Below are 23,410 nucleotides of genomic sequence, written 5' to 3'. Positions count from 1 at the left end.
CGGGTAGGGATTACTTCTGTACGATCGCGAAGATGTCTTCTTCACGCATCACCAGAACTTCGTTACCGTCAACTTTGACTGCTTGACCAGAGTATTTGCCAAACAGGACGCGGTCGCCTACTTTGACTTCTAATGCGCGTACAGAGCCGTTTTCCAGCACTTTGCCGTTACCAACAGCCAGTACTTCACCTTGATCTGGTTTTTCAGCCGCTGCGTCAGGTAATACGATGCCGGATGCAGTTTTTGTTTCTTGATCCAGACGCTTGACGATAATGCGATCGTGCAGGGGACGAAGGTTCATACAAACTCCTTTTGATTAGCTATGAATAGCAATGGTTTTACAAAATAATGTGTAGCTCTATTTACAATCGGGCAGAGAGGTAAATCGCTGACCAGATATGGCTACACGTAAATTCTTAAGTGAGGGAGGTGTTATTAGCACTCTCTCCCGACGAGTGCTAATTATATGGGCGAGGGACGTCTATTTCAAGACCGATTCGCAGGTTTTATTGAAAATACTTTAATAATCAGTTGCTTAGCCGGATTGTTTGGCTGCTGGAATTCATTTGAGTTTGAATCGTGGCGATCTAATGCAAAGGTCTGTGTGTTGTTGCCGGTAAGCGTTTTGCTTCATTTTTTGGAAGAGTGGCAGAATTCGATTCCTGAATGCTGATGTTTGAGTCTGAATTTCCAGGGTGGTCATTTTTTTATTCAAATCGGCATGGCTTACTTGCCTGTGCTTTATAGATAGAGCATTGCATCATCGAAATTGATACAGCGGTAATGAAGTGACGAATACGAGTCTGTATTTACTGCCGGGATATCGGTTGATTCACTTTTGCCTTATTCAAATCCATCTCCATAAAATGCCAGCTATTGTGCAGGGACCTTGCTACTTCGGTTCCTTCGTAAGGGGCGCAGTCATTGAATCCCATACTTTTATAAAGATGCTGAGCGGACAGCATGAAAGGGGCGGTATCAAGCACGACATGTTGATATCCAAATGCTTTAGCGTCGCTGAGTATTTTGCGTAAAAAAGCCTCTCCGAGGTGTTTGCCGCGAAAGCCTGGGCGGACATATAAACGCTTGATTTCTGCGATGCCAGTATTAAGGTAGCGCAAACCGACCATGCCAGCTAATTCATCCTCCAGTTCCACCAGATAAAAAACACCGTGTGGTGGTGTATCACTACATACTTTATTCATCATGCTCTCACTATATTCAGGAACGGACATACCCAGCAGGTCTGCGACCTGTATGCCAAATGAGCTTTCAATACCAGCTACGACCCATGTCATGTATTCATTATTCATACTCAGGATTTCTTTTCTGTGTACTTGAGAATCTGCGAGTTTGAAATTCAGCGTTGGCATTGTTTTGTCCATGGATTGAGTGGCTCAGAGTAATTGAGGCGGAGTAAAAAGCCTGATTGTCAGGTCTTTGCGAGCTGACACAATATTAAATTAGTTCATTATCTTTTAGTAAAAACTTAGTTTATAAAAATAAGCATAATGACATTTTTTATATTTCCAGACTGATAACTAATTGTGGTAATTGTGGCAAATAGTAGTGGGATCAGAATTTTCTATTGTGGTGCCGTAAATGTAACATTTTTCACATTGCAATATTGCAACGATTCCATTTTCAAGCGTCTTAATGTCTGATTAACTGCGTATCAGCTATCGGGCAATAGCGAGTTGAATCAACTGGCGAATAGGCTTTGGTTCAGCATGAATGTTCAGCGTATTTGTTGGGATACAGATCAAATGCCCTCACTCTGATCCACTTGGTTTTTTAGATTGGTTTATATCAACGCTAACCGCGTTTACTAATACTCACAGGGACACAATTCCTGTGGCAATTTGAAAATGGAGAGTATATGGAACAAGCTTTGAAGTTGACACAAATAGTACGCCCAACATTGTTGGCGGTACTGGTTGCAGGTGCCTGCAATGCGATGGCTGCTGAACGTGTTGAGCTGGACAAATATGTAGCGCCTGCCTCAACGCTCTCGGCAGCCAAGTCTTTAAGTGGTACGGTAGCGACAAGAGATTTGCTGGGGCTCTCGGCCAGTGAATTGCAGGCAGTTCGCAGCCAGACTTATGCTAACGGTAAAGTGGTAACACGCTACCAGCAGTTTCATCAGGGCGTACCTGTCTGGGGTGAGGCAATCGTCGAGCATGTGATGCCTGGTGCTACGCAGCCAACGCTGTCCGGTGCGATGCTAAGAAATGTAACGAACGATTTGCCTAGTGCCAATCCCTTATATTCAGCATCGCAAGCACTGACTCTGGCAAAGACGCAGTCCCGTGTTAATTCGACAGAGAATGAGCAGGCAAAATTGCATGTTCAGCTCGGTGCAAACAACGTTGCCAAATTGATTTACGTCGTTTCTTTCCTGGACACATCGAATCCTGCCAAGCCTAGCCGGCCGCACTATGTGATTGATGCCAACACAGGTGCCGTGCTGAAAAAATGGGAAGGCCTGACCCACACGCTGAGCGGCACAGGTCCTGGCGGTAATGCTAAAACAGGCCAATACGAATACGGCACTACCGCTGGTTACGGTTATTTAGACGTGTTGGTCAGCGGCTCTACCTGTAAGCTGAGCAGCACCAATGTTGATACCTACAACATGAATAACGCAACGTCCGGTTCCGGCACGCTGCACAGCTTTACCTGCCCGCGCAATACGGTCAAAACAGTGAATGGCGGTTACTCACCGATGAATGACGCGCATTACTTCGGCAATCAGGTCTTCAACATGTACCAGGCTTATCTTGGCGTACGCCCGATCAGTCAAAAACTGGTCATGAAAGTGCATTACGGTTCCGCTTACGAGAACGCTTTTTGGGATGGTAGCTCGATGAACTTCGGTGACGGTGCCTCCACCTTCTACCCGTTGACATCGCTTGACGTAACAGGTCACGAAGTCAGCCACGGCTTCACAGAACAGAACTCGAATCTGACTTACTCCGGCATGTCCGGCGGTATGAATGAAGCGTTCTCGGATATGGCTGGTGAAGCAGTCAAGTACTATGTCAAAGGCACTAATGACTTCAAAGTCGGTGTCGACATTTTCAAAGCCAGCGGTGCCTTGCGTTACATGTACAACCCACCATTGGACGGCGGCTCTATCGATAATGCAGCGAACTACACCAGTAGCCTCGATGTGCATTACACCAGCGGTGTATTCAACAAAGCCTTCTATCTGCTGGCGACAACTTCTGGCTGGAATACACGTAAAGCATTTGAAGTCATGGCGGATGCAAACCGTTTGTACTGGACTGCGAATAGTACCTTCGACCAAGGTGCTTGCGGTGTGGAGAAGGCAGCGGCAAATCGCGGTTATACCGTGGCGGATGTCACTACGGCATTTAACACAGTCGGTGTCCACGGAGGTTGCGGTGTCGTAGTGCCGCCAACGACGACAGTCTTGTCTAACGGCGTACCAGTAACCGGACTTTCCTTCACATCAGGTCAGCAGAAGTCTTACTCATTTGTCGTACCTTCTGGCTCAACCAACGCTAGCTTTAATACGTCTGGTGGCACAGGTGACGTTGATCTGTATGTACAACTGAATTCAGCGCCGACAACAACGACTTATTTGCAAAAGTCAGATGGTTCTTCTACGACTGAGAGCGTTTCCTTGGCAAGCCCAACAGCAGGTACTTACTATGTATTGCTGAATGGCTATGCGGCATCAAGTGGTGTTCAGATCGTCGCAAACTATACGACAGGAACTCCATCGAATGTGTTGACAAATGGGGTGCCGGTAACTGGTATTTCACTCGCTGCCGGTGCTAGCAAAGTCTATACAATCGTTGTTCCGGCAGGTAAAACCAGTGTCACATTCAAAACTACCGGAGGTACCGGTGATGCTGATATTTATGAGAAGCTGGGCTCCGCACCGACGACATCGTCTTACACCCAAAAATCGGATGGCGCGACGACAGTAGAGACCATCACAGTCAGCACGCCAGCAGCAGGCACGTACTACTTGTTGTTAAACGCTTATACAACGATTAGCGGTGTATCGCTGGTTGCGACATACTAAGAACGTGCTTTGTTAATGTAGGTGCATTTCTGTTGAATCCCGCTCCGTACTTCGTACCGGGCGGGATTTTTTTGTGGATGTGGAATAACTTTTTAAAGTAGTGCTGCGGTGCTGTAAACGTGAAATGGGGCGGCAACTGCCACCCCATTTTTATTCGAGCATAGATAAGGTTGGTTCGTTGTAGCTAACTTAGCTTCACTAAAATTAAGCTTATATTAAAACCACACTAAACCCACACTAAGCCAGTTTAAACGGCAACTCCCGTAAGCGTTTGCCAGTGATCTTAGCGATAGCATTCGCAAAAGCCGGTGCCAGTGCCGGTACGCCCGGCTCGCCCATACCAGTTGGCGCATCCGCGCTTGGTACGATATGAACGCTGACTTTGGGCATCTCGGTAATACGTGGCACGACAAAGTCACCGAAATTACTCTGCTCCACTACGCCGTCTTTCAGCGTGATCGCTGCACCTGGCATACACATCGATAAGCCCATGAGTGCGCCGCCCTGAACCTGTGCTTCGATGCTCTTAGGATTGACTGCCAGATTGCAATGGATCCCGGCTGTCACACTATGCAGCCTCGGCGTACCATCTTTGACCGATGCTTCGACGACATACGCGACTACCGATTCGAAGGATTCATGGACTGCGACGCCCCAGGCATGACCTTTCGCCAGGGTTTTCTTGCCATAGCCAGATTGAGCGACGGCCAGTTCCAAAGCCGCTTTATGACGCGGATGCTTGTTGCCTATCAGGCTCAAGCGATAGGCGACTGGATCTTGCTTGGTGGTAGTGGCGATCTCATCGAGTAAAGTCTCCATCACGAATGCCGTATGGGTGGAGCCGACGCTGCGCCACCATAATACCGGGACGTTGATTTTTGGATGATGTACTGACAGGCGCATAGGAATTTCATACGGTTCTTTCATTCCTTCCAGTGCGGTGGCATCGATACCATCTTTGACCATCATTGCTTCGAACGGTGTACCAGCCAGAATCGATTGCCCGACGACCACATGATCCCAGCCTGCAATCTGTCCTTTTGCGTCGAAACCAATCTGGGCACGGTGTACGTGCATAGGGCGATAGTAACCACCTTTTACATCATCCTCACGGCTCCACAATGTGCGTACCGCTGCGTTGAGACCTGCTGTTTTTGCGGCTTTGGCGACGGTACATGCCTCAACAACAAAGTCGCTGGTCGGTACGGCACGACGACCAAAGCCACCACCTGCCATCTGGGTATTGACCTTAACGTTTTGCGGGGGAATGCCCAGTGTTTTTGAGGCGGCGAAACCGTCCAGTCCAGGCATTTGCGTACCGACCCATAGTTCTGCTTTATCGCCGTTGAATGCCACGGTGCAGTTCAAGGGTTCCATGGGTGTGTGGGCTAAAAATGGAAAGACAAATTCAGCATCAATTTTGAGTGGCGCTGCTGCCAGTTTTGAGATGTCGTCGTTATATTTCAATTTGCCGGTTTGTCTGGACAACTCTTTGTAGCTCACTAATAACTGGGCACTGTCGGCTTTGTCGACAGCGGTATTGTCCCATTGGATTTTCAGCGCATCTCGACCTTGTTTAGCTGGCCAGTAACCGTCGGCAATCACGGCGATCCCCTCACCGCCGCGATCAACCGGAATGCGGACAACCGCTTTCACTCCGCGAATTGCTTTCGCCGCTGTGTCGTCGACACTAGCGATTTTGCCGCCGAACACGGGAGGGCGTGCAACAACGGCCGTCAGCATGCCAGGCAGATGGGTATCAATGCCGTATTGTTGCGCTCCCGTGGATTTTGCTTTCGCATCAAGCCGGCCTACAGGTTTGCCAATCAGACGGAAACTCTTAGGATCTTTGAGGCTGATTTTTTCCGGCACTGTCAAGTTCATGGCAGCTTCTGCCAGTTCACCATAGGTCAATTTCTTGCCACCAGGGCCAATCACTACGCCGTTTTGCGTTTTTAAGCTGGCGGCGTCCACATTCCATTGTTTCGCCGCTGCAGCGACCAGCATTGAGCGCATACGGGCTCCGAGTTCGCGATACTGTGTGTAGGAGTGTTTGATGGAACTGGAGCCTCCAGTCAGATGGATGCCAAACACAGGATCAACATAGGCTGGGTTGCTGTCGCCGTGCACACTCCTGACTTTACTCCAGTCGGCATCGAGTTCTTCCGCAAGGATCAGAGGTAAGCCAGTTTGTACACCTTGTCCAAAATCGAGCCGGTTGATTGTGATTGTTGTTGTACCGTCTTTATCAATCCGGACAAATGCTGCCGGTTGCTCGGTTACTTTGAGTTCACTCGCTTTAGCGCCAGATCCATCCGCACTGGTTTGTGCTGCACCGATCAGAGGATAGACGCCAAGTGCAAATCCACTGACTGAGGCGACTTTCAAAAAACGGCGACGCGGCAGATCAGTCTGCGAACTGATCGAATTGCTGGTGCCTGATTCTTTGGCCAGCATCGCTTGCAATTGTTTTGGTAATTCATTGCGGGTATCAAAATGCATGATGATCTCCTGGTTCAGGCAAGGTGGCTGGCTGCATCATGGATCGCAGCACGGATACGGACATAGGTTCCGCAACGACAGATATTGCCTGCCATCGCAGAGTCAATATCAGCATCGCTTGGTTTTTTATTCGACTTCAACAAGGCCGTGGCACTCATGATTTGTCCGCTTTGACAGTAGCCACATTGCGCTACATCGTGCTTGATCCACGCGTCTTGTACGACTTTGCCAACTTTGTCGCCTGACATTGCTTCAATGGTCGTGATTTTTTGTCCTGCTACTGCTGAAATTGGTGTGACACATGAGCGGGTTGCTTGCCCGTTCACATGCACAGTACAGGCACCACATAAGGCCTGGCCACAGCCAAACTTGGTGCCGGTCAAACCTAATGAATCACGTAATGCCCACAAAACAGGCGTATTCGGATCTGTGTCCAGTGTGTGTACTTTGTTGTTGATATTGAGAGAGGTCATGGCTTGCTTCTCCATTGAGTGGCGTTTGGGAATCGTGCTGAGGTGACTGCTATGAGTAGCTGATATCTGTGACAGGTATAGCAGACCCTGGCATCGTTGATGAATCGACAGCTATTCTGAGCTAGTTTGGCATTCTTTGCTGACGTTGCTTAGTAATTCGATATTACAGACGAATATAACGTCTCGCCTCAGACCAAAATTAGTCCCAACCGGCGCTCGCTAATTTGTAACAAATGAAGACTTCGGTAAGCAGGCTTGACGATTGTTTGGATGAGTATTCAAGAATTTTCAGACGGAACGCAGAACAAATTCTGACGGAATACCTAGTGGCGATTTCATCGGTTCTGAATCAGTTTGCGTGACATCTACTTACAAACTGCGGATAGGAATCCTGCGTCAACTTATCTATTGTTTCAACATGTGAGAACGAGATGTAAAACACAGAAAAAACGAATATTTTTTAACGATCGCCCATCGCAACGGAGACAGCCATGTCAGAGACTACGAGCTTAGCAGATAGACCAGATTCGATCAGTCTAGCCAAATTAGGCGATTTCACTAATGTCACCAATGCCACCAATGCCATCAATAATGAGAGCCAGGTGACATCACGCTTATCGGTTGCAGGTGTTACCAGCGGTATGCTGTCTGCATTGGTGTTGAGCGGATGCGGTGGTTCTGGTGGTGTCGCTTCTAATGCCGCTAATCCGGTTAGTGCAGATCAGGCAATGTCTGCACCTCCTGTGGCAAGTTCTCAAAGTTTGCCATCGCCTGCCAGTATCTCGTCGGCACAGGCGGCCAGGTTTTTAGCGCAGGCATCAATGGGTGCTACCAGAGCGCAAATTAGCCGGGTGCAGCAATTAGGTTATGAGGGCTGGTTGAATGAGCAATTCGCTTTGCCCGCATCTACTAGCCGGTTTGACTGGCTGGTAGCAAATGGCTACAACGCAGATACTTTCCGCAACTCGCAAGCAGGATTTGACTCAGTCGCCTGGTTTAAATTAATTGGCTCACCTGATACCTTACGGCAGCGCATTACCTTTGCCTTATCCGAAATCACCGTTGCTGCGATTGATGGCTTGATCGGCGGTGGATGGAAAGCATTTTCGGCGGCGACTTATCTCGATTTATTGGAGTCCAATGCTTTTGGTAATTACCTGACCTTGTTGCAACAAATATCTACCAGCGCTCCGATGGGGCAGTACCTGACTTTTCGTGGCAACGTCAAATACAATCCGGTTACGGGTGCTTTGCCCGATGAAAATTACGCTCGCGAGGTAATGCAGTTATTTAGCATTGGCTTATTACAATTGAATCTGGATGGGACTAACAAGCTAAATAACGGTGCCATCATCGAGTCGTATACTCTGGACGACATAACCGGCCTCGCCAGAGTCTTTACCGGATGGGATTTCAGCCTAGACAGTTTGAAATTGACGACACCAGACTTTTTGCGTCGGCCTATGGTGCAGGTGCCAAGCCGGCACGAGCTCGGTGCTAAGACCTTTCTTGGTATGACTATTCCTGCCGGAACGAATGGTGTTGATAGTTTGAAGCTCGCCTTGGATGGTATCTTTGCACATCCCAATGTCGCCCCGTTTATTAGCCGGCAATTGATACAGCGCCTGGTATGCAGCAATCCAAGTCCTGCTTATCTGCAAAGAGTCGCCAGCGTTTTTAATAATGATGGTAATGGCGTCAAGGGCAATTTGACAGCAGTGATCAAGGCAATCCTGCTGGATAGTGAAGCACGTAATGATGCAAAGATCAGTGACCCTACTTTTGGTAAATTGCGCGAACCTATTCTGAGACTGACAGCCTGGGCCAGAGCGTTCAATGCGAATTCACCGAGCGGTGTGTGGCGTATTGGCGATACCTCTGATCCTGCTACCCGTCTTGGACAAAGTCCTCTGCGCTCACCTTCGGTATTTAATTTTTTTCGCCCCGGCTATGTACCGCCCAATACGGTGATTGCCAGTGCTTCACTGGTTGCACCAGAGTTTCAGATTACCAATGAATCGACAGTGATCGGTTATGTCAATTTTATGCAGCGTGTTATCAGTGTCGGTATCGGCGATGTCACTGCTGACTATGCCGCCTTACTACCGCTGGCAGATAATGCTCAGTCCTTAGTCGATGAACTTAACCTGATTTTGCTTGCAGGTCAGCTTAACAGCACGACATATAACCTGATACGTAATGCGATCAATAGTATGCCGGGCGGTACGCTGACCGCACGTAATAACCGTATTTATTCTGCCCTGACGATGGTCATGGCAGCACCAGAATTTATCGTTCAAAAATAAGGAAGCATCATGGACAATATGAATAAGACGGGTGCTTCACGCCGTGCATTTCTGAGAAAAGCATCGGCGCTTTCTTTAGCCGGCGTTGCTACACCTTGGGCGCTGAATCTGGCGGCCATGGCGGAGGCATCGGCCGCTACTGCGAACGACTATAAGGCGATTGTGTGCGTATTTCTGTATGGCGGGAATGACTACGGCAATACTTTGGTACCGTATGATTCCAGTAACTATGCGGCTTACCAGCAACTGCGTCCAACACTGGCTTACAGCCGGGATAGCCTTTCGTCGACCATACTGACGCCCTCACTTGCCCCTATAGATAATGCCGGATTTAGCAGGCAATATGCGCTGGCGCCGGAGTTGGCTCCGTTGCTCCCTATTTTTGATGCGGGCAAGATGGGCGTGTTGCTGAATGTCGGTACGCTGATACAGCCGACGAGTAAATTGCAATACACAAATAAAACCGTGCCATTGCCGCCCAAACTTTTTTCGCATAACGACCAGCAATCGGTCTGGCAATCGTCCGCTCCGGAGGGTGCTGTGTCCGGCTGGGGCGGCAGGATGGGTGACTTGTTTGAGTCCGGTAATGGCAATTCCACTTTTACGTGCGTGAACGTCTCTGGCAATGCGGTATATCTGTCGGGAAATACCGCGGTCCAGTATCAGGTATCGACAACCGGATCAGTGCCATTAGCGGCTTCTACTAAGCCTCTGTTTGGTTCTGCCGCATCCTCAAGTGCGCTGCAGGCATTGATGAGTCAGACTAGTGCAAATTTGTTTGAAAACGAATATAACCGTGTTACGCGGCGATCCATGGATGCAAATAATACCTTGACCTCTGCGTTAGCTGGCGCGCCGGCAATCAATACAGTTTTTCCTGCGAATAACAATTTAGGGGATCAGTTAAAAATGGTCGCCAGGATGATCTCCAGCGCCAGCGCATTAGGTGCCAAGCGGCAGGTGTTTTTTGTCTCTATGGGTGGCTTTGATAATCATGACGGATTGCTGGATACGCATCCGGGATTATTAAAAAGCGTCGCCGATGCGCTGTCCGCGTTTTATAGTGCAACGGTTGAGCTGGGTGTTTCTAATAACGTCACCAGTTTTACCGCGTCTGATTTTGGCCGGACCTTGAGTGGAAATAATGATGGCTCGGATCACGGATGGGGCAGCATGCACTTTATGCTTGGTGGCGCGGTCAATGGCAAGCGCTTTTACGGTACGCCACCCGCTGTAGCGAGTGATGGGCCAGATGACGTGGGGCAGGGCCGCTTACTTCCTACGACATCGGTTGATCAATATGCCGCGACACTGGGGAAATGGCTGGGGGCCTCCGACACAGATTTATTGTCTTTGCTACCTAACCTCAAAAATTTTAATGCAAGTTCACGTAATCTGGGTTTTGTTTGATCGCTTGATCGGGTGCTTACCAACTGACTCCCATGGTAAAGTACAAGCTGAGTGTATGACTATCGGTTTGATAGTCAGACATATTGATCGTCTGGGAGAATTAGCATGGCAAAGAAAAATGAAGAACTTGATCCTGACACAGTAGCGCTGATCGCATGGTGCACTGAAGTTGAGGGATTCTTAGTCGCGGGTGGTGCGACTTTGGATCAGGCGCAGGAGCACATTGAAGAAGAAATCGATTGGTTCACTGACTTATTTTTTGACGGACTGACACCAGAGCAGGCGGCTAAAGAGGCTTTGAATGGTTGACCGGAATAGTGAATTGAACGTGAGAATATAATACCGTGCTTATGATCAATGATCGAAATGGGTGACAGCGCTTTCCTGATTAAATATGAATGAGACTGTCCTCATATTTTTTTGTGTTTTGAAACACTAATTGCTTAACCAGAAAAGCAATCCTATTTTTCTTGTAACGCTCATAATTGTTGATAATCGGCTCTAACAACGGAGCTTGCCGTATGTATTCATCGGCAATATCAGGAGGAATCCAGTCTGTGCGCCATTCGATAGTGGTTTTTTCACCAACATGAATCCGTGCGACACAGCCTTGCTCCCGGTTCATATCGATACCGGAACAAATTGCTCTGGGAAATTGTGAGTCAAAATCTTTTCTCACATTTTCCAGACCAAAATCAATCAAAATGCGGTCATCAACAATACATACAGCGTGACCTTCCACTTGCCCCGTTTTTGCATAACCTTTGTACCCGAGAAAAAATTGTCGATCGGGATTCTTCACAACGACGTAGCATGCCTGCACTTTAGTATTGAATCCTTGTTTTTCTAATAGATAGCTAAGTAATGCAGCCATGGCGACGCAAGAAGAGCCGTACTGATCAAAGTATCGGAGATTTTTAAAGTCGTAACAGATTTGCCTGATGCTTTTTGAGAGCTTGGCCTCTTGTGATAAATCTAGCAATACTGATTTCATAATAATTCTGTAATAGCTGAAGTAAACTAATTTTTGCGGATTTGATCTTGCTAACTAATCAGAGGTCTGTTGACACTTAACCCGGGATTGTGAAGAAGCCTAAGCGGGCATATCTCCTAGGCAAAGCCACATCGAGCCTATAGCATGGACAGGATTGCCATCTGCGACGATGTTATGTGGTTCTCAGACATTTCCTAAAGAGTTCGGTCAACAGCAAGATGATCCTCATTGCACTTGCCTTAGATGCCTGTTTCAACAATAAAGACATCCGCCTCGCCATCCTGCTTTTGCAATAAGCGTATTTTTTACGCTGAGTACTTATAAATTTTAGATGAGAATACCGCAGGAGAACGACAAAAACCTAGTTGTTGCAGGGTAAGTATTGTTAGTAAATGTAATGGAGCAGGAATCGTCAGGTAAGAGTGATCATAGTCGCTTGATATGCTTTCCACGCCAGATTTGCGGCACATAAATCCTCAATCGCAGTGCCTACCGATTTAAAGACAGTGATCTGTGGCTGATCTGTCCGGCCGGGATGTCTGCCGCTTACCAGCTCTGCGAGTTCTGCGACGATGGCACTACGTTGCAGATAAGCATTTGCCAGTGTTTGTGTTATGTCACCTGCTTCGCTTAGTGCGCCCGTATAAGTGTCCACAAAAACCTGTGCTTTCGCCATGAGTGCATCATCGACTTCACGCATATCTGGTGTAAATCCGCCGACCAGATCAAGGTGAGTACCTGCTTTTACCATGTGTCCCGTCACAATGGCTTGTCTGCTGGTTGTTGCGCAACTGATGATGTCCGCTTGTGCTGCCGCCTTGCTGAGATCTGTTGCGACGCTTAACCGAATATTTTTCGGTAGCTCGCATTGTTCTAGTATCGCTCGCAGACTGTGTTCCGCTTTTTTCTGTGAGCGTCCCCATACCGTAATTTCTTTGATGGGGCGCACCTGGCAATGTGCCGTTGCCAGGTAAGGAATTAGTTTGCCTGTTCCAATCATTAGTAGGTGTTCGCTGTCAGTCCGAGATATATAAGCAGATGCCAGGCCTGATGCAGCAGCGGTTCGTCTAAGCGTCAATTCCTCCCCATCCATCATGGCCAGTGGTACACCGGTCGTCGTGTCGAACAAGATAAAGATGGCATGCACCGATGGGATCTCATGATTCTCAGGCGCCACCGTTACCAGCTTGACACCGGTTGTGCCCTGCGTTTGCCAGACTGGCATGAGTAATAAGGTAGAGACGGGATTTTCCGACAATGTGTGCACATGCCTGCGCGGCGCAACGATGTCGCTGGTAAATGCCTTACGCAAAGCCGGAATCAGTTTTGCATATGTCAATTCCTGAGCCAGGAACTCTTTACTAAGATGGGGAATACTGTTCGCTTGATGTGATGAGGTCGTCATCCAGTCATTTTAGCGAAAAAATGCCCGGAAAAATAATTTCTCCGGGCGCTTTAATCTGACTGAATTGGTGCTGACACTAATTACACTACGGCGACTTTCACATCAATATTGCCACGTGTCGCGTTCGAGTAAGGGCAAACTTCATGCGCTTTTGCAACCAGTGCTTCTGCTGCAGTGCGCTCCATACCAGGAATCGAGACATTCAATGAGACTTCCAGGCCGAATCCACCTTTGCCGTTTGGACCAATGCCAACTAAACCGTTCACAGATGTTTCAGCAGGCAATGCAATTTTCGTTGCTGCCGCAACAAATTTCATCGCACCGATAAAGCATGCTGAGTAGCCCGCAGCAAACATTTGCTCAGGATTCGTCCCTTCACCACCTGCGCCGCCGAGTTCTTTTGGCGTAGTCAGTTTGACGGACAATTGATTGTCATCGGAAGCGGCGCGACCATCGCGGCCACCAGTTGCTGTAGCGTTTGCTGTGTAAAGAACTTGCATGTGATTCTCCTGAGTTGTCTTGCGTGAGAGTTACTTCAAAATAGTATTAAAACCAGTCTGAAAATTGAATCTGATGTGACTTTATCTGTCAGTGAAAATATAATAGTACACAATTAAATTGTTCGCAATCTAATTTGCGGGAAATTTTGAAAATAAATATGCCTTAGGATAAATTGTTTTCCGTTAAATCATTTCTAACCTGAGAGAGTTGAGTCTTTAAATTGATCAGGGTCTCTTTCGTTTGCCCGCTGGCGCACATGATTTGCAGGGGAATTTCTTTCGCTGCTTTTTTCAGTAATTTGCCCTGTTTTGTCAGATGGATTCTCACTTGTCTCTCGTCAATCTGGTCTCGATTGCGTGTAAGCAACTCTGCTGCCTCCATTCGCTTCAGGAGTGGCGTTAGCGTACCAGAATCAAGGAATAAGGCTTCGCCTATATCCTTGACCAAAATACCATCGTGCTCCCATAGCACCATCATGACCAGATATTGCGGATACGTTAGTCCGATTTTATCGAGTAAAGGCTTGTAAGTTTTTGTCATCGCCAGAGATGCGGAATACAAGGCGAAGCAAAACTGATTATCCAGCGCGAGTAAATCGATTTGGACAGGAACGGTATTTTTCATCGTGACAGCAGTAAATGGGAATAATGAGCGAGAGATAAGGGTTTCATCCAATTATCGACCTTATGGGATGGATAATCAAATAAGAAACATCGATACCTGCGATACCTTACCGGTATTTGGACGTTTCTGGGATTAACCCCTATTGCCCCAAGTTATAATGTAAGGCTATGGCAGGCTACCCCCGGCTGTGAATCTGGTACGGATGATAATGCTGCAAAAATATGCGTAAAGAATATATAGAGGAATAATCGTGACTTTTATCGAAAAATTGACAGAGGCTTGGGCGAAAAACAATTCTCTCCTGTGTGTGGGGCTGGATCCTGATATATCGCGTTTTCCGCGGGAACTGACGAACCAGCCGGACGCAATTTTTACTTTTTGCAAGACGATGATTGACGCTACTGCCGATCTCGCCTGCTCGTTTAAACCGCAAATTGCCTATTTTGCGGCTTTAAGAGCAGAAGATCAGTTGGAGGCCATTTGCCGCTATATCAAAACGACCTATCCAGCCATTCCTGTCATTCTCGATGCGAAACGAGGCGACATCGGGGCAACGGCTGAGCAATATGCGCGTGAGGCATTCGAGCGCTACGATGCCGATGCAGTGACGGTCAATCCGTATATGGGTTTTGATTCTGTTGCACCGTATCTGGAGTGGAAAGATCGTGGTGCGATTGTGCTGTGCCGCACTTCCAATGCTGGCGGATCTGATTTGCAATTTTTAGATGCAGGTGGAAAACCTTTGTACCAGCATGTGGCTCAACTGGTTGCTGATAAATGGAATACGAATGGACAATGCGCGCTGGTTGTCGGTGCGACATTTCCGAATGAATTGGCGCAAGTCCGTCAGATCGTAGGTGAAATGCCGCTGTTGGTGCCGGGTATTGGCGCACAGGGTGGCGACATTGCCGCAACCGTGTCGTCTGGCAAGACGCTGTCAGGTACAGGCATGATGATCAATTCGTCTAGGGCAATTTTATACGCCAAACCTGTTGACTCTGAAGACTACGCGCAAGCGGCAAGACGGGTAGCGCTGGAAACCCGAGACGCGATTAACCAATATCGCTGATTCTTATCAATAGAAACAAGAGAGGGAGCATATAGTTACTAGCTCCCTTTTTTATTGGATGATACTTCAGGCACTCACAGAAACACTGCTACCTGAGCTGCCACCGTTGACCTGAAACGGATCGGCGTAAGCGCGTAATAGTTGCAGCGCTTTTTTGAAGATTGCCGCATCGTTATTGGTGCCGCTACTACTATTGCTGCCAGTAGTACTTTCAGAATTGCTACCGGAGGTAGAATTTGCAGAACCTGATGTACTGGCTGAGGCGTTTGTTGAGGTATTGGACGCTGTTTTTTCCAGGTAGGCGAGAGTTTCTTGCAGTGATACTTTGCCATCCTGATTCGTATCTGCCGCATTAAAATTTTGCGCAACGCTAGTCAGTTTCGCCCCTGCTGTGCTGTCCGTTTTGCTGACGTCGCTGGCCAGACTGCTTAATTGATCCTTGCTTAAACCACCGTTCTGATCACCATCGGGAGGTGGTGGCGGGCGATTGGCATCTTGTGTTCCTGAGGTACGTCTTGCGTTGAATTGACTTTCTAACTCATCGCTGAGTTTTTTCAGGCCCGAGCTGAATTCTTGTTTGGTTACTTTGCCATCACCGTCACTGTCTAGCTTTTTGAAAAGATCTGAGATTTCGGTCGATGTTGTTGATGAGCTGCCTGTCGCAGCATTTGTAGAGCTTGTTGTACTAACGCCGCTGGTGGTAGACGACGAATTAATACTGCTGAAAGCAGATTCCAGATCTGAGACCTCCAGGTAGCCCTGGCCTTTTGTGTCCAGCTTACTAAAGACGTTCTCTGCGATTTTAGACGGGTCGGGTCTTTGTCTTTGGACGCTACTGGAATAGTTATAGCCAGAACTGCTGCCTACACTTCCTATTGAACTCATGATGTCACTCCCATCTGGTTGGCATGATGCTGCGGAAAAACGGATGCTTCCAGTGTTGCGGATGATTGTTGCCTGACTATGTCTGTTTTGTATCAGCGCTGACACATTGCCAGATTTTTGTAACAGGTGATTTTTTAGTATAGAAGAATCGTGCAAATTATCCAGCAGGATGCATGACGGGCAGGCGTAATTGGGCAATCAGTCCCGTTTTGCCGGGTTTATTCTTCAACACGATATCGCCTGAATGCTGGCGGGCAATTTCATTTGCGATGCTGAGGCCTAGACCTACACCGCCATCATGTTTAGTGCGGGATGTCGACAGGCGAAAGAACGGTTCAAATACCTTGCTGAGCTGATCTTCTGGTATGCCTGGCCCATCATCGCTAATTTGTATCAATAAATAATCGGATGTTTCTTGTAAATGAATATCCACGACGTCACCGGCATGCAGCGCATTCTCCAGCAAGTTCGAAATACATCGCCGTAAATCGGAGGGCATTCCCATAATCGGGCTTGCAATACCAGAAAGACCCATGCTTCTGCCTTGCTCATGAGCATTGTCAATCAGTGCTTCTGTCAATGCCTGCACATCCAGGCGTTGTGCTGTATGTATGTTTTGACCGTTGCTACGCAGGTAGTCCAGTGTGGCATCGAGCATCAGTCGCATTTCTTCAATATCGTTATCTAATTTTCCTTTCGCACTCTCATTATCCAGATGCTCAACCCGCAGTTTCATTCTGGTGAGTGGTGTGCGTAAGTCATGAGATACCGCAGCCAGAAAGCGTGCGCGTTCTTCCATTTGTTCGCGAATGCGCTCTTGCATACGATTAAACACACGGGCAGCTTGTCGAACCTCTGCCGGGCCTGATTCTAATAAGGGAGGGGCGTGTAGATTGTCGCCGACCTGACTTGCTGCTTGTGCCAAACCTTGAATGGGTTTCGCTAGGTTGCGCGAACCGAACCAGGCTGCGATCGCCAGAATGATGAATTGCAGCATCATGCTGAATAAAAAGCCCAGCATAGGACCGGGAAACCTTTCTTCATGCTCATGTGGCAGAGGAGGGCGACGTGATTCTGGTATCTGGAGCAAAGGATATTCTTCAGGTCGCATAGCGCCTGGCACGGAGACCTCTGGTGGGTGCTGTTGACGATGCGGAGGCAAGTGCTCGCCTAAAAATTGAAATAACAAGACGAAGGTCATGATATGGCTGACGATGACCGCAGCCATAGCCAGACCAAACAGACGGGTAAAAATAGTGTCGGAGAAAAAACGTCGCATGGGACTCGTTAGTACTTATAGTGAATTGGCGTATATGAGATATTGCTCTGCATATTTTGCGTTGCGTGTTGCGTCCGCCATACCGCAAGCGATGATGTACATCACCCCAATGGGGGCTGAAACATATATCCCTCGCCGCGTATCGTTTTGAGTATGGCGGGCTGGCGCGGATTGTCGTCCAGTTTTTGGCGTAAGCGCGATACTAATAAATCGATACTGCGATCATAAGCTTCGGCAGATTTGCCACGGGCAATATCCATCAACTGATCGCGACTGAGTACGCGTCCCGGACGCTCGATAAAGGCCAGTAACAAACGGTATTCGGCATTTGACAGCGGAATTACCATATTTTTTGGGGTGTAGAGTTGCCGCAGATGGCAATTGAGTCGCCAGTGATGGAAGAGAATCTCATCCCCGTTCTTATTCGGGATCTGGCGCTGACTGGCGGGTGAACGTCGCATGATCGTCTGGATACGTGCGACAAGTTCACGCGTGTCAAATGGCTTAACTACATAGTCATCTGCACCCAACTCCAGACCGATGATACGATCAGTGAATTCTCCGCGAGCGGTCAGCATTAGCACGGGAATCTGACTATCTTTACCCGTACGTAAGGTGCGCAACAAGCTCAGACCGTCCTCGCCTGGCAACATCAGATCGAGCAAAACAATATCCACGCGTACCATTGCTAACTGCTCACGCATCGCCTGTCCATCGGCGACAGCATTGCAGCGTATTCCAAACTTCTCCAGATAGCGGGCCAGCAAATCGCGTATTTCCTGGTCGTCATCGACTAACAAAGCGTAGATGTGCGGCTCTGGTAGCGGCGTTGACGCCTCACAAATTTCTTTTGCTACAGTAGACAACTCAGATTTCCTTTGCGTAGCGAAGCAGGCGGTCAAGTGCATGCACGATGGTCTGCTCCCGAACTGCATGACGGTCACCGCTGAACACTTTTCTCTCAGTATGAGTGACGCCACCTACTTGCCACGCAAAGCACACAGTACCGACAGGCTTGCCTGGTACGGCGCCACCAGGTCCTGCAATGCCGGTAGTGGATAGCGATATATGTGCCTCTGAATTAGCAAGAGCACCTTCTGCCATCGCAGCGGCGATTTCTTCGCTGACTGCCCCATGTTGCGCAATTAATGCCGCGGAGATGTCGAGTAATTCGCTTTTTGATGAATTGGAATAGGTGATGAAGCCGCAATCAAACCATTCGGATGAGCCGGCAATCTCAGTGATTGCCTGGCATATGCCACCGCCGGTGCAGGATTCCGCAATCGATAGCAAGAGTTTTTTCGATTTGAGTGTCACACCGACTTCTGTTGCGAGTTCGATAGCATTGAGCATGATATGGTCTCCTGTGGTTTTTTCGGAATACCAATGCGTAGAAAGTCAGATCCACGGATCTGACTCAGCAATTGGCCGGAATCAGCTACAGAATTACTTTACCACTTTGTGATCGTGATTTGATCGGCTTAACAAGAATTTACTGACTCATCAGTATTTGCCCTGATCACTTGCCGCTACCAGCAAAGAAAGTACTCAGGCGTAATCAGATCGCTCGCCACAATGCGAATAACAAGAGGGTATAAAACGCCGCCAGTATGTCGTCCCACATGACACCAAAACCCCCTTTTAGCTGACGGTCAAAGTAACCGATTGGTGGCGGTTTGACCATGTCAAACACGCGAAACCAGAAGAATGCCCAGCATTGGGTAGAAAAACTGGCGGGCAGGATGAGGAGTAATACCAGCCAGAACGCAATGATTTCATCCCAGACCATGCTCCCGTGATCGGCGACGCCCATATTTTTTCCGGTGACAGAGCATGCCCAGATACCGATAGCAAATCCGAGCAGGATGATCCAGGCCCAGACCGCAGGCGTAAATAACTCGGGCCAACGCACAGTGAGGACGTTAAAACTGAGCCACGCAAATAAGGTACCGGATGTGCCTGGCATCACAGGCGACAGGCCGCTGCCAAATCCCTGCGCAATAACATGGGCGGGATGTGTCAGCATAAAGCGGGCTGTCGGTCGTTTGATTTTGGCTATCTGGCCAGATTCTAATGTGGTCATGGAGTACTGAAGTGATCAAAAGATGTCAGGGCTAATGCTAATGGCTGTCCGGCGGCGTCGAACAAGCGCATACCCGGTTCGCTGTCTATCGTACCAACGCGCGTAACGGGCGTACTGCAGGATATCGATGCCGCCAATACTTGCGCCCGCAATTCTGATGGCGCGGTGAAGCAGAGTTCATAATCGTCTCCGCCTGCCAATGTAAATTCGCGTTGTTTGTTATCGGGCCGATCCTGGGACTGATTGAGCGACTGATGATATGACAAATTACGCAGCGCAGCTCCGGCGGGCAGCAAATCTGCGTACAGACTCGCTCCGACTCCGCTGCGTTTCAGGATATGTCCGAGATCTCCAAGCAGGCCATCCGAAATATCTAGCGCTGCATGGGCAATTCCCCGCAAAGCCAGACCCAGTGCAATTCTTGGCGTAGGTTGATGCATACGTTTCGCAGCAATCGCAAAGTCCTGCTCACTTAACTTTAACTCATTCCAGTAATGAGCCAATGCCAGTCGCGCGTCACCGAGGTCACCTGAAATCCAAATGTCGTCACCTACCTTGGCAGCATCCCGTCGCAAGGCTTGTCCTGGTGGTACTTCACCGAAAATAGTGATACTGATTGTCAGCGGACCTTTTGTTGTATCGCCACCGATCAGGGTACATGCGTGTTCTTTCGCCAAAGCCAGCATGCCGGCAGAAAAAGGCGCCAGCCAGCTCCGATTTGCTTCCGGCAGGGCGAGCGAGAGGGTAAAAGCCAGAGGCTTGGCTCCCATGGCGGCAAGATCGGACAAGTTCACTGCCAGACATTTATGTCCCAATAAGTAGGGATCGGCATCAGGAAAAAAGTGTCGGCCAGAGACCAGCATATCGCTGGAAATCGCCAGTTGCATACCGGCGTCCGGTTTTAGCAGCGCACAATCATCGCCTATGCCAAGTTGAATACGAGGGTCGCTGCTTGGGGGAGTGACGAAATAATCTTGGATGAGGTCGAATTCTGAGAGCATGCAGCATTGTACTCAGCTCAGAGTTATTAGAACAGACAGGAATGAGTGATTGCCCCTAGTGCGTCCGGCAGCTTGGTAAGCAGTCGCGTACCTTTACAGTCCCTTTCTATCGCGAAACCCGCAGGTGCCACTGAGTTTTGAAATTTGCATTAATGACAATTTCGTGACGTAAGGATGTTTTTAGTAATTCCATTAGAACTGACGCAAAAACTAAAACCTCTCACCACAGAGACGCTGATACATCGAGACATCGAGACATCGAGACACGGAGAAAAACAGGAGTAAGCAGTTTCTTGAAATATCAATATCAAGATAAATCCGCAAGCAGAATGCGCCTGCTGGCACAAAATGCCTTTGTAAGCCGCATGCAGGCTACGGCTTAGGTTTGTATCATGATAGGCAAGTTGTCTTTTGCATAAATCCTATCCATAAGGAAATGTTGGCGGGTGATCTTTAGAAACTCACGTGAACAAAGGTAAAAACCGAAGTTTTGCTCAAAACAAGAAATGAAACATTAGGTTACAATTATGCACATTATGTGACAATTGGTGCCCGAAGTGACTATATTGAATTCGAAAGATTTGTACTTTGCAGAGGAGCATCGCTCGCTGCTGGTAGAAAAAAACGTACCGCGTCGTCGTTCTTTTTTCGACGTCATGGCATGGGCTGTACAAATGCGGCTGACTGATACAGCAACCGGATTGAAAGGCAAAGTCGTTTTTTTGCTCAGAACCTTGCTGGATCCGGTCAATAGCCATGCATGGTATCGTTATGTCAGCAGCAACCATCTCTTAAAAACTGCAAGCTCAGATCCGGGTTTGCTGGATTCTATTCATCGTCCGTTTTTTGACCGTCGCATGCGATCGCGCGATCGACTCTCTCTGTTGACGAATCACTTTAATCTGGCAGAAACAATATTAGGCAGAGGCAATTGCCGAAGTGTGCTGTCCGGGCAGAAGCTTGAATTGGCGCGAGTTACCGGAAAGAATAATGACGTATTTCAACTGCGCTTATTCAGAGGCACGTCGTATAAGCGCGAGGGTGGTTTGAGCCTTGGTTTGTTTATCGACGATACTTTGCTGCAATGCGTGACTTTTTCTTTCGATCAACAGCAGCACTACCTGGCAATCAAAGTGGGCGGTGTGCAGGCAAGCAACTGTGGTGCCCGTGAACTGATCCGTGAATCCACCAAAGAGCTGCATGGAATACAGCCAAGATTACTATTGGTCGAAGCGTTGCGTTATCTCGCGCAAGAACTGCAAAGTACGACGATAGAATGCATCGCCCAAAAGAATCACATCTATCAAGCCTGGCGCTATAGATTTACCAAAAATATCAAAGCGGAATATGATCAGTTATGGACAGCGGCTGGCGGTATGAAGCGTGCATGTGGTAATTATTCATTGCCGATTACGACGCTTGAAAAGCCACTCTCATCCCGTCCCTCAAACAAGCGCAGCGAATACCGCGCCCGCTCTGTGATATTTGAAACAATGCGGGAACAAATCGCCCAAAGGCTCGCCATTAATTAGCATCCATTTCATTCATATTGATGAAATGGATGCTAGCGCTAACGCTCGCTCTGCCGGTATTACGCTTCCGTGAATTCAGCTAGTTCCGCTAAAAGCCGGGTACGCAGTCTCGCATCGTGAGGCGCAACGGCAAAGCCCGATAATCGGTTGCTGGCATCAAAAAACCGGCTGATCGTCACACCGTCATTTAATTCAGTCTCCCATCGTCCATTTGCCAAGTCTTTGATACCCGGCGGTACTACGGCAACAGGAAAACTCGGTGTTTTCACAATCACCGGAGACGGTTTTAAATCGATTACTGTGCTCTCGCCGAGTAGATTCCGTGCGATTGCGCGTGCCGCCACCATCAGTGGCGCAATATAAGGCAACACTTGCTGCGCGCCACCGGTAACTTGATATTGCGCGCAATCCCCCAATGCATAGATATTTGCCGCGCTTGTTTCGCCATAGGCATTAATCAGAATACCGCGGTCAGTCTGCAGCCCTGATGCTGTAGCCATGCGTAGTTTGGGACGCAACCCCACTGCGGACAGTACCAGATCCGCATTCACCAGTGATCCGTTTGCCAGCGTAACCTGAAGCGCATCGCCATCCGGCGCTTTGTGAATGCTGCTGGCGGTCGTGCCAAGTTGCAAGGTGATACCACGTTTCAACAATGCATCCTGCAAACCTAGTGATATCGCCTGTGGTGCCAGCGCTGCTAGTGGAAGAGGATTGGGATCAACCAGCGTTACCTTATGTCCGGCACCCGCCAGGTCGTCTGCAAATTCACAGCCGATCAGACCCGCGCCAAGAATTGTGATACGCGCCGACTCACCTGTAGCCGCAATTTGTTCGCGAAAAAGGGCATAGTCATCAAGGTGATTGACGGATAAAACCTGCGCTGCTGCATCGCCTGCAATCGGCAGACGGATAGCTTGCGCACCAAGCGCAATGACGACTTTGCTGTATTCAAAGTTGCCGGCATTCGTAACGACTTTGTTGGTCGCCGTATCGATATGATCGACCTTGGTTCCAGTCAATGAGCTTGCATTGACTTGCGCCGCCATTTGTTCTGCGGTCTGGTTGATTAAGTCTTTTGCCTGCTTGTTGTGCGCGCAGGCATTCGATAGCATCGGTTTAGAATAAAAGCCGCCATCATCTGCAGTAATGATGAGTAACGGCGATGTTTTATCCAGCTTGCGCAATTCACGCGCAACGGTGTAGCCAGCGATGCCACTGCCGATGATGACGATTGGATGCATAGTAAAACCTTGATTTTGTAAAATATGAGTCTGGTAACGCACAGA

General features: G+C 48.5%; 21 protein-coding genes. 6 read left to right on the top strand and 15 right to left on the bottom strand.

The window, feature by feature from the left end; genetic code table 11:
* Positions 1-10: 10 nt before the first annotated feature.
* Both groES and ACO0K4_RS17690 read right to left on the bottom strand, forming a co-directional pair.
* The gene (gene groES / locus ACO0K4_RS17695) at positions 11-301 is read right to left on the bottom strand and encodes a co-chaperone GroES (protein WP_186916759.1); all 291 of its coding nucleotides are present in this window, start codon (positions 299-301) and stop codon (positions 11-13) included.
* 508 nt (positions 302-809) lie between these two features.
* Entirely contained in the window at positions 810-1,373 is a 564-nt protein-coding gene (locus tag ACO0K4_RS17690; RefSeq protein WP_422957997.1) for a GNAT family N-acetyltransferase, read from the bottom strand.
* Positions 1,374-1,879: 506 nt separating this feature from the next.
* Between ACO0K4_RS17690 and ACO0K4_RS17685 the strand changes: the two genes are divergently transcribed.
* Positions 1,880-4,057, top strand: a complete 2,178-nt coding sequence (locus ACO0K4_RS17685; protein ID WP_422957996.1) for a M4 family metallopeptidase — start codon at positions 1,880-1,882, stop codon at positions 4,055-4,057.
* A 237-nt stretch (positions 4,058-4,294) separates the two neighbouring features.
* Here ACO0K4_RS17685 and ACO0K4_RS17680 read toward each other — a convergent pair whose 3' ends face one another.
* Positions 4,295-6,559, bottom strand: a complete 2,265-nt coding sequence (locus tag ACO0K4_RS17680; protein ID WP_422957995.1) for a molybdopterin cofactor-binding domain-containing protein — start codon at positions 6,557-6,559, stop codon at positions 4,295-4,297.
* A gap of 14 nt (positions 6,560-6,573) precedes the next feature.
* Positions 6,574-7,032, bottom strand: a complete 459-nt coding sequence (locus tag ACO0K4_RS17675; protein WP_422957994.1) for a (2Fe-2S)-binding protein — start codon at positions 7,030-7,032, stop codon at positions 6,574-6,576.
* A 491-nt stretch (positions 7,033-7,523) separates the two neighbouring features.
* On the opposite strand from ACO0K4_RS17675, the gene ACO0K4_RS17670 reads away from it, so the two are divergent.
* From ACO0K4_RS17670 to ACO0K4_RS17660, 3 genes are all read left to right on the top strand, one after another.
* A complete protein-coding gene (locus tag ACO0K4_RS17670) occupies positions 7,524-9,338 on the top strand; it encodes a DUF1800 domain-containing protein (RefSeq protein ID WP_422957993.1) in 1,815 nt (604 codons plus the stop codon).
* Positions 9,339-9,347: 9 nt separating this feature from the next.
* Complete coding sequence (locus ACO0K4_RS17665; protein ID WP_422957992.1) at positions 9,348-10,748, top strand: DUF1501 domain-containing protein; 1,401 nt, start codon at positions 9,348-9,350, stop codon at positions 10,746-10,748.
* A 105-nt stretch (positions 10,749-10,853) separates the two neighbouring features.
* On the top strand, positions 10,854-11,057 hold the full coding sequence (locus tag ACO0K4_RS17660) for a hypothetical protein (RefSeq protein WP_422957991.1): 204 nt from the start codon (positions 10,854-10,856) through the stop codon (positions 11,055-11,057).
* A gap of 79 nt (positions 11,058-11,136) precedes the next feature.
* Here ACO0K4_RS17660 and ACO0K4_RS17655 read toward each other — a convergent pair whose 3' ends face one another.
* The 4 genes from ACO0K4_RS17655 to ACO0K4_RS17640 all read right to left on the bottom strand — a co-directional run bounded on the left by ACO0K4_RS17655 (position 11,137) and on the right by ACO0K4_RS17640 (position 14,272).
* Positions 11,137-11,742: a hypothetical protein gene (locus ACO0K4_RS17655; RefSeq protein ID WP_422957990.1), complete on the bottom strand. Its 606-nt coding sequence runs from the start codon at positions 11,740-11,742 to the stop codon at positions 11,137-11,139.
* Between the two features lie 412 nt (positions 11,743-12,154).
* Positions 12,155-13,147 (bottom strand): ornithine cyclodeaminase family protein, encoded by a 993-nt coding sequence (locus ACO0K4_RS17650; protein ID WP_422957989.1) that lies wholly within the window; start codon positions 13,145-13,147, stop codon positions 12,155-12,157.
* A gap of 80 nt (positions 13,148-13,227) precedes the next feature.
* Complete coding sequence (locus ACO0K4_RS17645) at positions 13,228-13,647, bottom strand: organic hydroperoxide resistance protein (RefSeq protein WP_422957988.1); 420 nt, start codon at positions 13,645-13,647, stop codon at positions 13,228-13,230.
* A 163-nt stretch (positions 13,648-13,810) separates the two neighbouring features.
* A complete protein-coding gene (locus tag ACO0K4_RS17640; RefSeq protein ID WP_422957987.1) occupies positions 13,811-14,272 on the bottom strand; it encodes a MarR family winged helix-turn-helix transcriptional regulator in 462 nt (153 codons plus the stop codon).
* A gap of 250 nt (positions 14,273-14,522) precedes the next feature.
* Between ACO0K4_RS17640 and pyrF the strand changes: the two genes are divergently transcribed.
* Positions 14,523-15,341 carry an orotidine-5'-phosphate decarboxylase gene (gene pyrF, locus ACO0K4_RS17635; protein WP_422957986.1) on the top strand — a complete coding sequence of 273 codons (819 nt, stop codon included), beginning with the start codon at positions 14,523-14,525 and terminating at the stop codon, positions 15,339-15,341.
* Positions 15,342-15,407: 66 nt separating this feature from the next.
* On the opposite strand, the gene ACO0K4_RS17630 is transcribed toward pyrF, so the two are convergent.
* From ACO0K4_RS17630 to thiL, 6 genes are all read right to left on the bottom strand, one after another.
* Positions 15,408-16,226: an EF-hand domain-containing protein gene (locus ACO0K4_RS17630; protein ID WP_422957985.1), complete on the bottom strand. Its 819-nt coding sequence runs from the start codon at positions 16,224-16,226 to the stop codon at positions 15,408-15,410.
* Between the two features lie 157 nt (positions 16,227-16,383).
* A complete protein-coding gene (locus ACO0K4_RS17625) occupies positions 16,384-17,505 on the bottom strand; it encodes an ATP-binding protein (RefSeq protein ID WP_422957984.1) in 1,122 nt (373 codons plus the stop codon).
* A gap of 101 nt (positions 17,506-17,606) precedes the next feature.
* Entirely contained in the window at positions 17,607-18,371 is a 765-nt protein-coding gene (locus ACO0K4_RS17620) for a response regulator (protein WP_422957983.1), read from the bottom strand.
* Position 18,372: 1 nt separating this feature from the next.
* The gene (locus ACO0K4_RS17615; protein WP_422957982.1) at positions 18,373-18,858 is read right to left on the bottom strand and encodes a CinA family protein; all 486 of its coding nucleotides are present in this window, start codon (positions 18,856-18,858) and stop codon (positions 18,373-18,375) included.
* A 205-nt stretch (positions 18,859-19,063) separates the two neighbouring features.
* Complete coding sequence (locus tag ACO0K4_RS17610) at positions 19,064-19,588, bottom strand: phosphatidylglycerophosphatase A (protein ID WP_422957981.1); 525 nt, start codon at positions 19,586-19,588, stop codon at positions 19,064-19,066.
* Positions 19,585-20,589, bottom strand: coding sequence for a thiamine-phosphate kinase (gene thiL, locus ACO0K4_RS17605; RefSeq protein WP_422957980.1), 1,005 nt, complete (start codon positions 20,587-20,589; stop codon positions 19,585-19,587). Before thiL ends, ACO0K4_RS17610 begins: the two co-directional genes overlap by 4 nt.
* A gap of 557 nt (positions 20,590-21,146) precedes the next feature.
* On the opposite strand from thiL, the gene ACO0K4_RS17600 reads away from it, so the two are divergent.
* Entirely contained in the window at positions 21,147-22,121 is a 975-nt protein-coding gene (locus tag ACO0K4_RS17600) for a VirK/YbjX family protein (RefSeq protein ID WP_422957979.1), read from the top strand.
* A 59-nt stretch (positions 22,122-22,180) separates the two neighbouring features.
* Here the strand turns inward: ACO0K4_RS17600 and ACO0K4_RS17595 are convergent, their stop codons facing one another.
* Positions 22,181-23,365, bottom strand: a complete 1,185-nt coding sequence (locus ACO0K4_RS17595; protein ID WP_422957978.1) for an FAD-dependent oxidoreductase — start codon at positions 23,363-23,365, stop codon at positions 22,181-22,183.
* Positions 23,366-23,410 lie beyond the last annotated feature (45 nt).

Source organism: Undibacterium sp. RuTC16W, from assembly GCF_049339445.1.
Taxonomy (GTDB): Bacteria; Pseudomonadota; Gammaproteobacteria; order Burkholderiales; family Burkholderiaceae_D; genus Undibacterium.
This window is presented reverse-complemented; position numbering and strand designations above follow the sequence as displayed.

Coding starts and splice junctions, on each gene's coding strand:
- groES (WP_186916759.1), bottom strand. CDS start 301: ATGAACCTTCGTCCCCTGCACGATCGCATTATCGTCAAGCGTCTGGAT.
- ACO0K4_RS17690 (WP_422957997.1), bottom strand. CDS start 1,373: ATGCCAACGCTGAATTTCAAACTCGCAGATTCTCAAGTACACAGAAAA.
- ACO0K4_RS17685 (WP_422957996.1), top strand. CDS start 1,880: ATGGAACAAGCTTTGAAGTTGACACAAATAGTACGCCCAACATTGTTG.
- ACO0K4_RS17680 (WP_422957995.1), bottom strand. CDS start 6,559: ATGCATTTTGATACCCGCAATGAATTACCAAAACAATTGCAAGCGATG.
- ACO0K4_RS17675 (WP_422957994.1), bottom strand. CDS start 7,032: ATGACCTCTCTCAATATCAACAACAAAGTACACACACTGGACACAGAT.
- ACO0K4_RS17670 (WP_422957993.1), top strand. CDS start 7,524: ATGTCAGAGACTACGAGCTTAGCAGATAGACCAGATTCGATCAGTCTA.
- ACO0K4_RS17665 (WP_422957992.1), top strand. CDS start 9,348: ATGGACAATATGAATAAGACGGGTGCTTCACGCCGTGCATTTCTGAGA.
- ACO0K4_RS17660 (WP_422957991.1), top strand. CDS start 10,854: ATGGCAAAGAAAAATGAAGAACTTGATCCTGACACAGTAGCGCTGATC.
- ACO0K4_RS17655 (WP_422957990.1), bottom strand. CDS start 11,742: ATGAAATCAGTATTGCTAGATTTATCACAAGAGGCCAAGCTCTCAAAA.
- ACO0K4_RS17650 (WP_422957989.1), bottom strand. CDS start 13,147: ATGACGACCTCATCACATCAAGCGAACAGTATTCCCCATCTTAGTAAA.
- ACO0K4_RS17645 (WP_422957988.1), bottom strand. CDS start 13,647: ATGCAAGTTCTTTACACAGCAAACGCTACAGCAACTGGTGGCCGCGAT.
- ACO0K4_RS17640 (WP_422957987.1), bottom strand. CDS start 14,272: ATGAAAAATACCGTTCCTGTCCAAATCGATTTACTCGCGCTGGATAAT.
- ACO0K4_RS17630 (WP_422957985.1), bottom strand. CDS start 16,226: ATGAGTTCAATAGGAAGTGTAGGCAGCAGTTCTGGCTATAACTATTCC.
- ACO0K4_RS17625 (WP_422957984.1), bottom strand. CDS start 17,505: ATGCGACGTTTTTTCTCCGACACTATTTTTACCCGTCTGTTTGGTCTG.
- ACO0K4_RS17615 (WP_422957982.1), bottom strand. CDS start 18,858: ATGCTCAATGCTATCGAACTCGCAACAGAAGTCGGTGTGACACTCAAA.
- ACO0K4_RS17610 (WP_422957981.1), bottom strand. CDS start 19,588: ATGACCACATTAGAATCTGGCCAGATAGCCAAAATCAAACGACCGACA.
- thiL (WP_422957980.1), bottom strand. CDS start 20,589: ATGCTCTCAGAATTCGACCTCATCCAAGATTATTTCGTCACTCCCCCA.
- ACO0K4_RS17595 (WP_422957978.1), bottom strand. CDS start 23,365: ATGCATCCAATCGTCATCATCGGCAGTGGCATCGCTGGCTACACCGTT.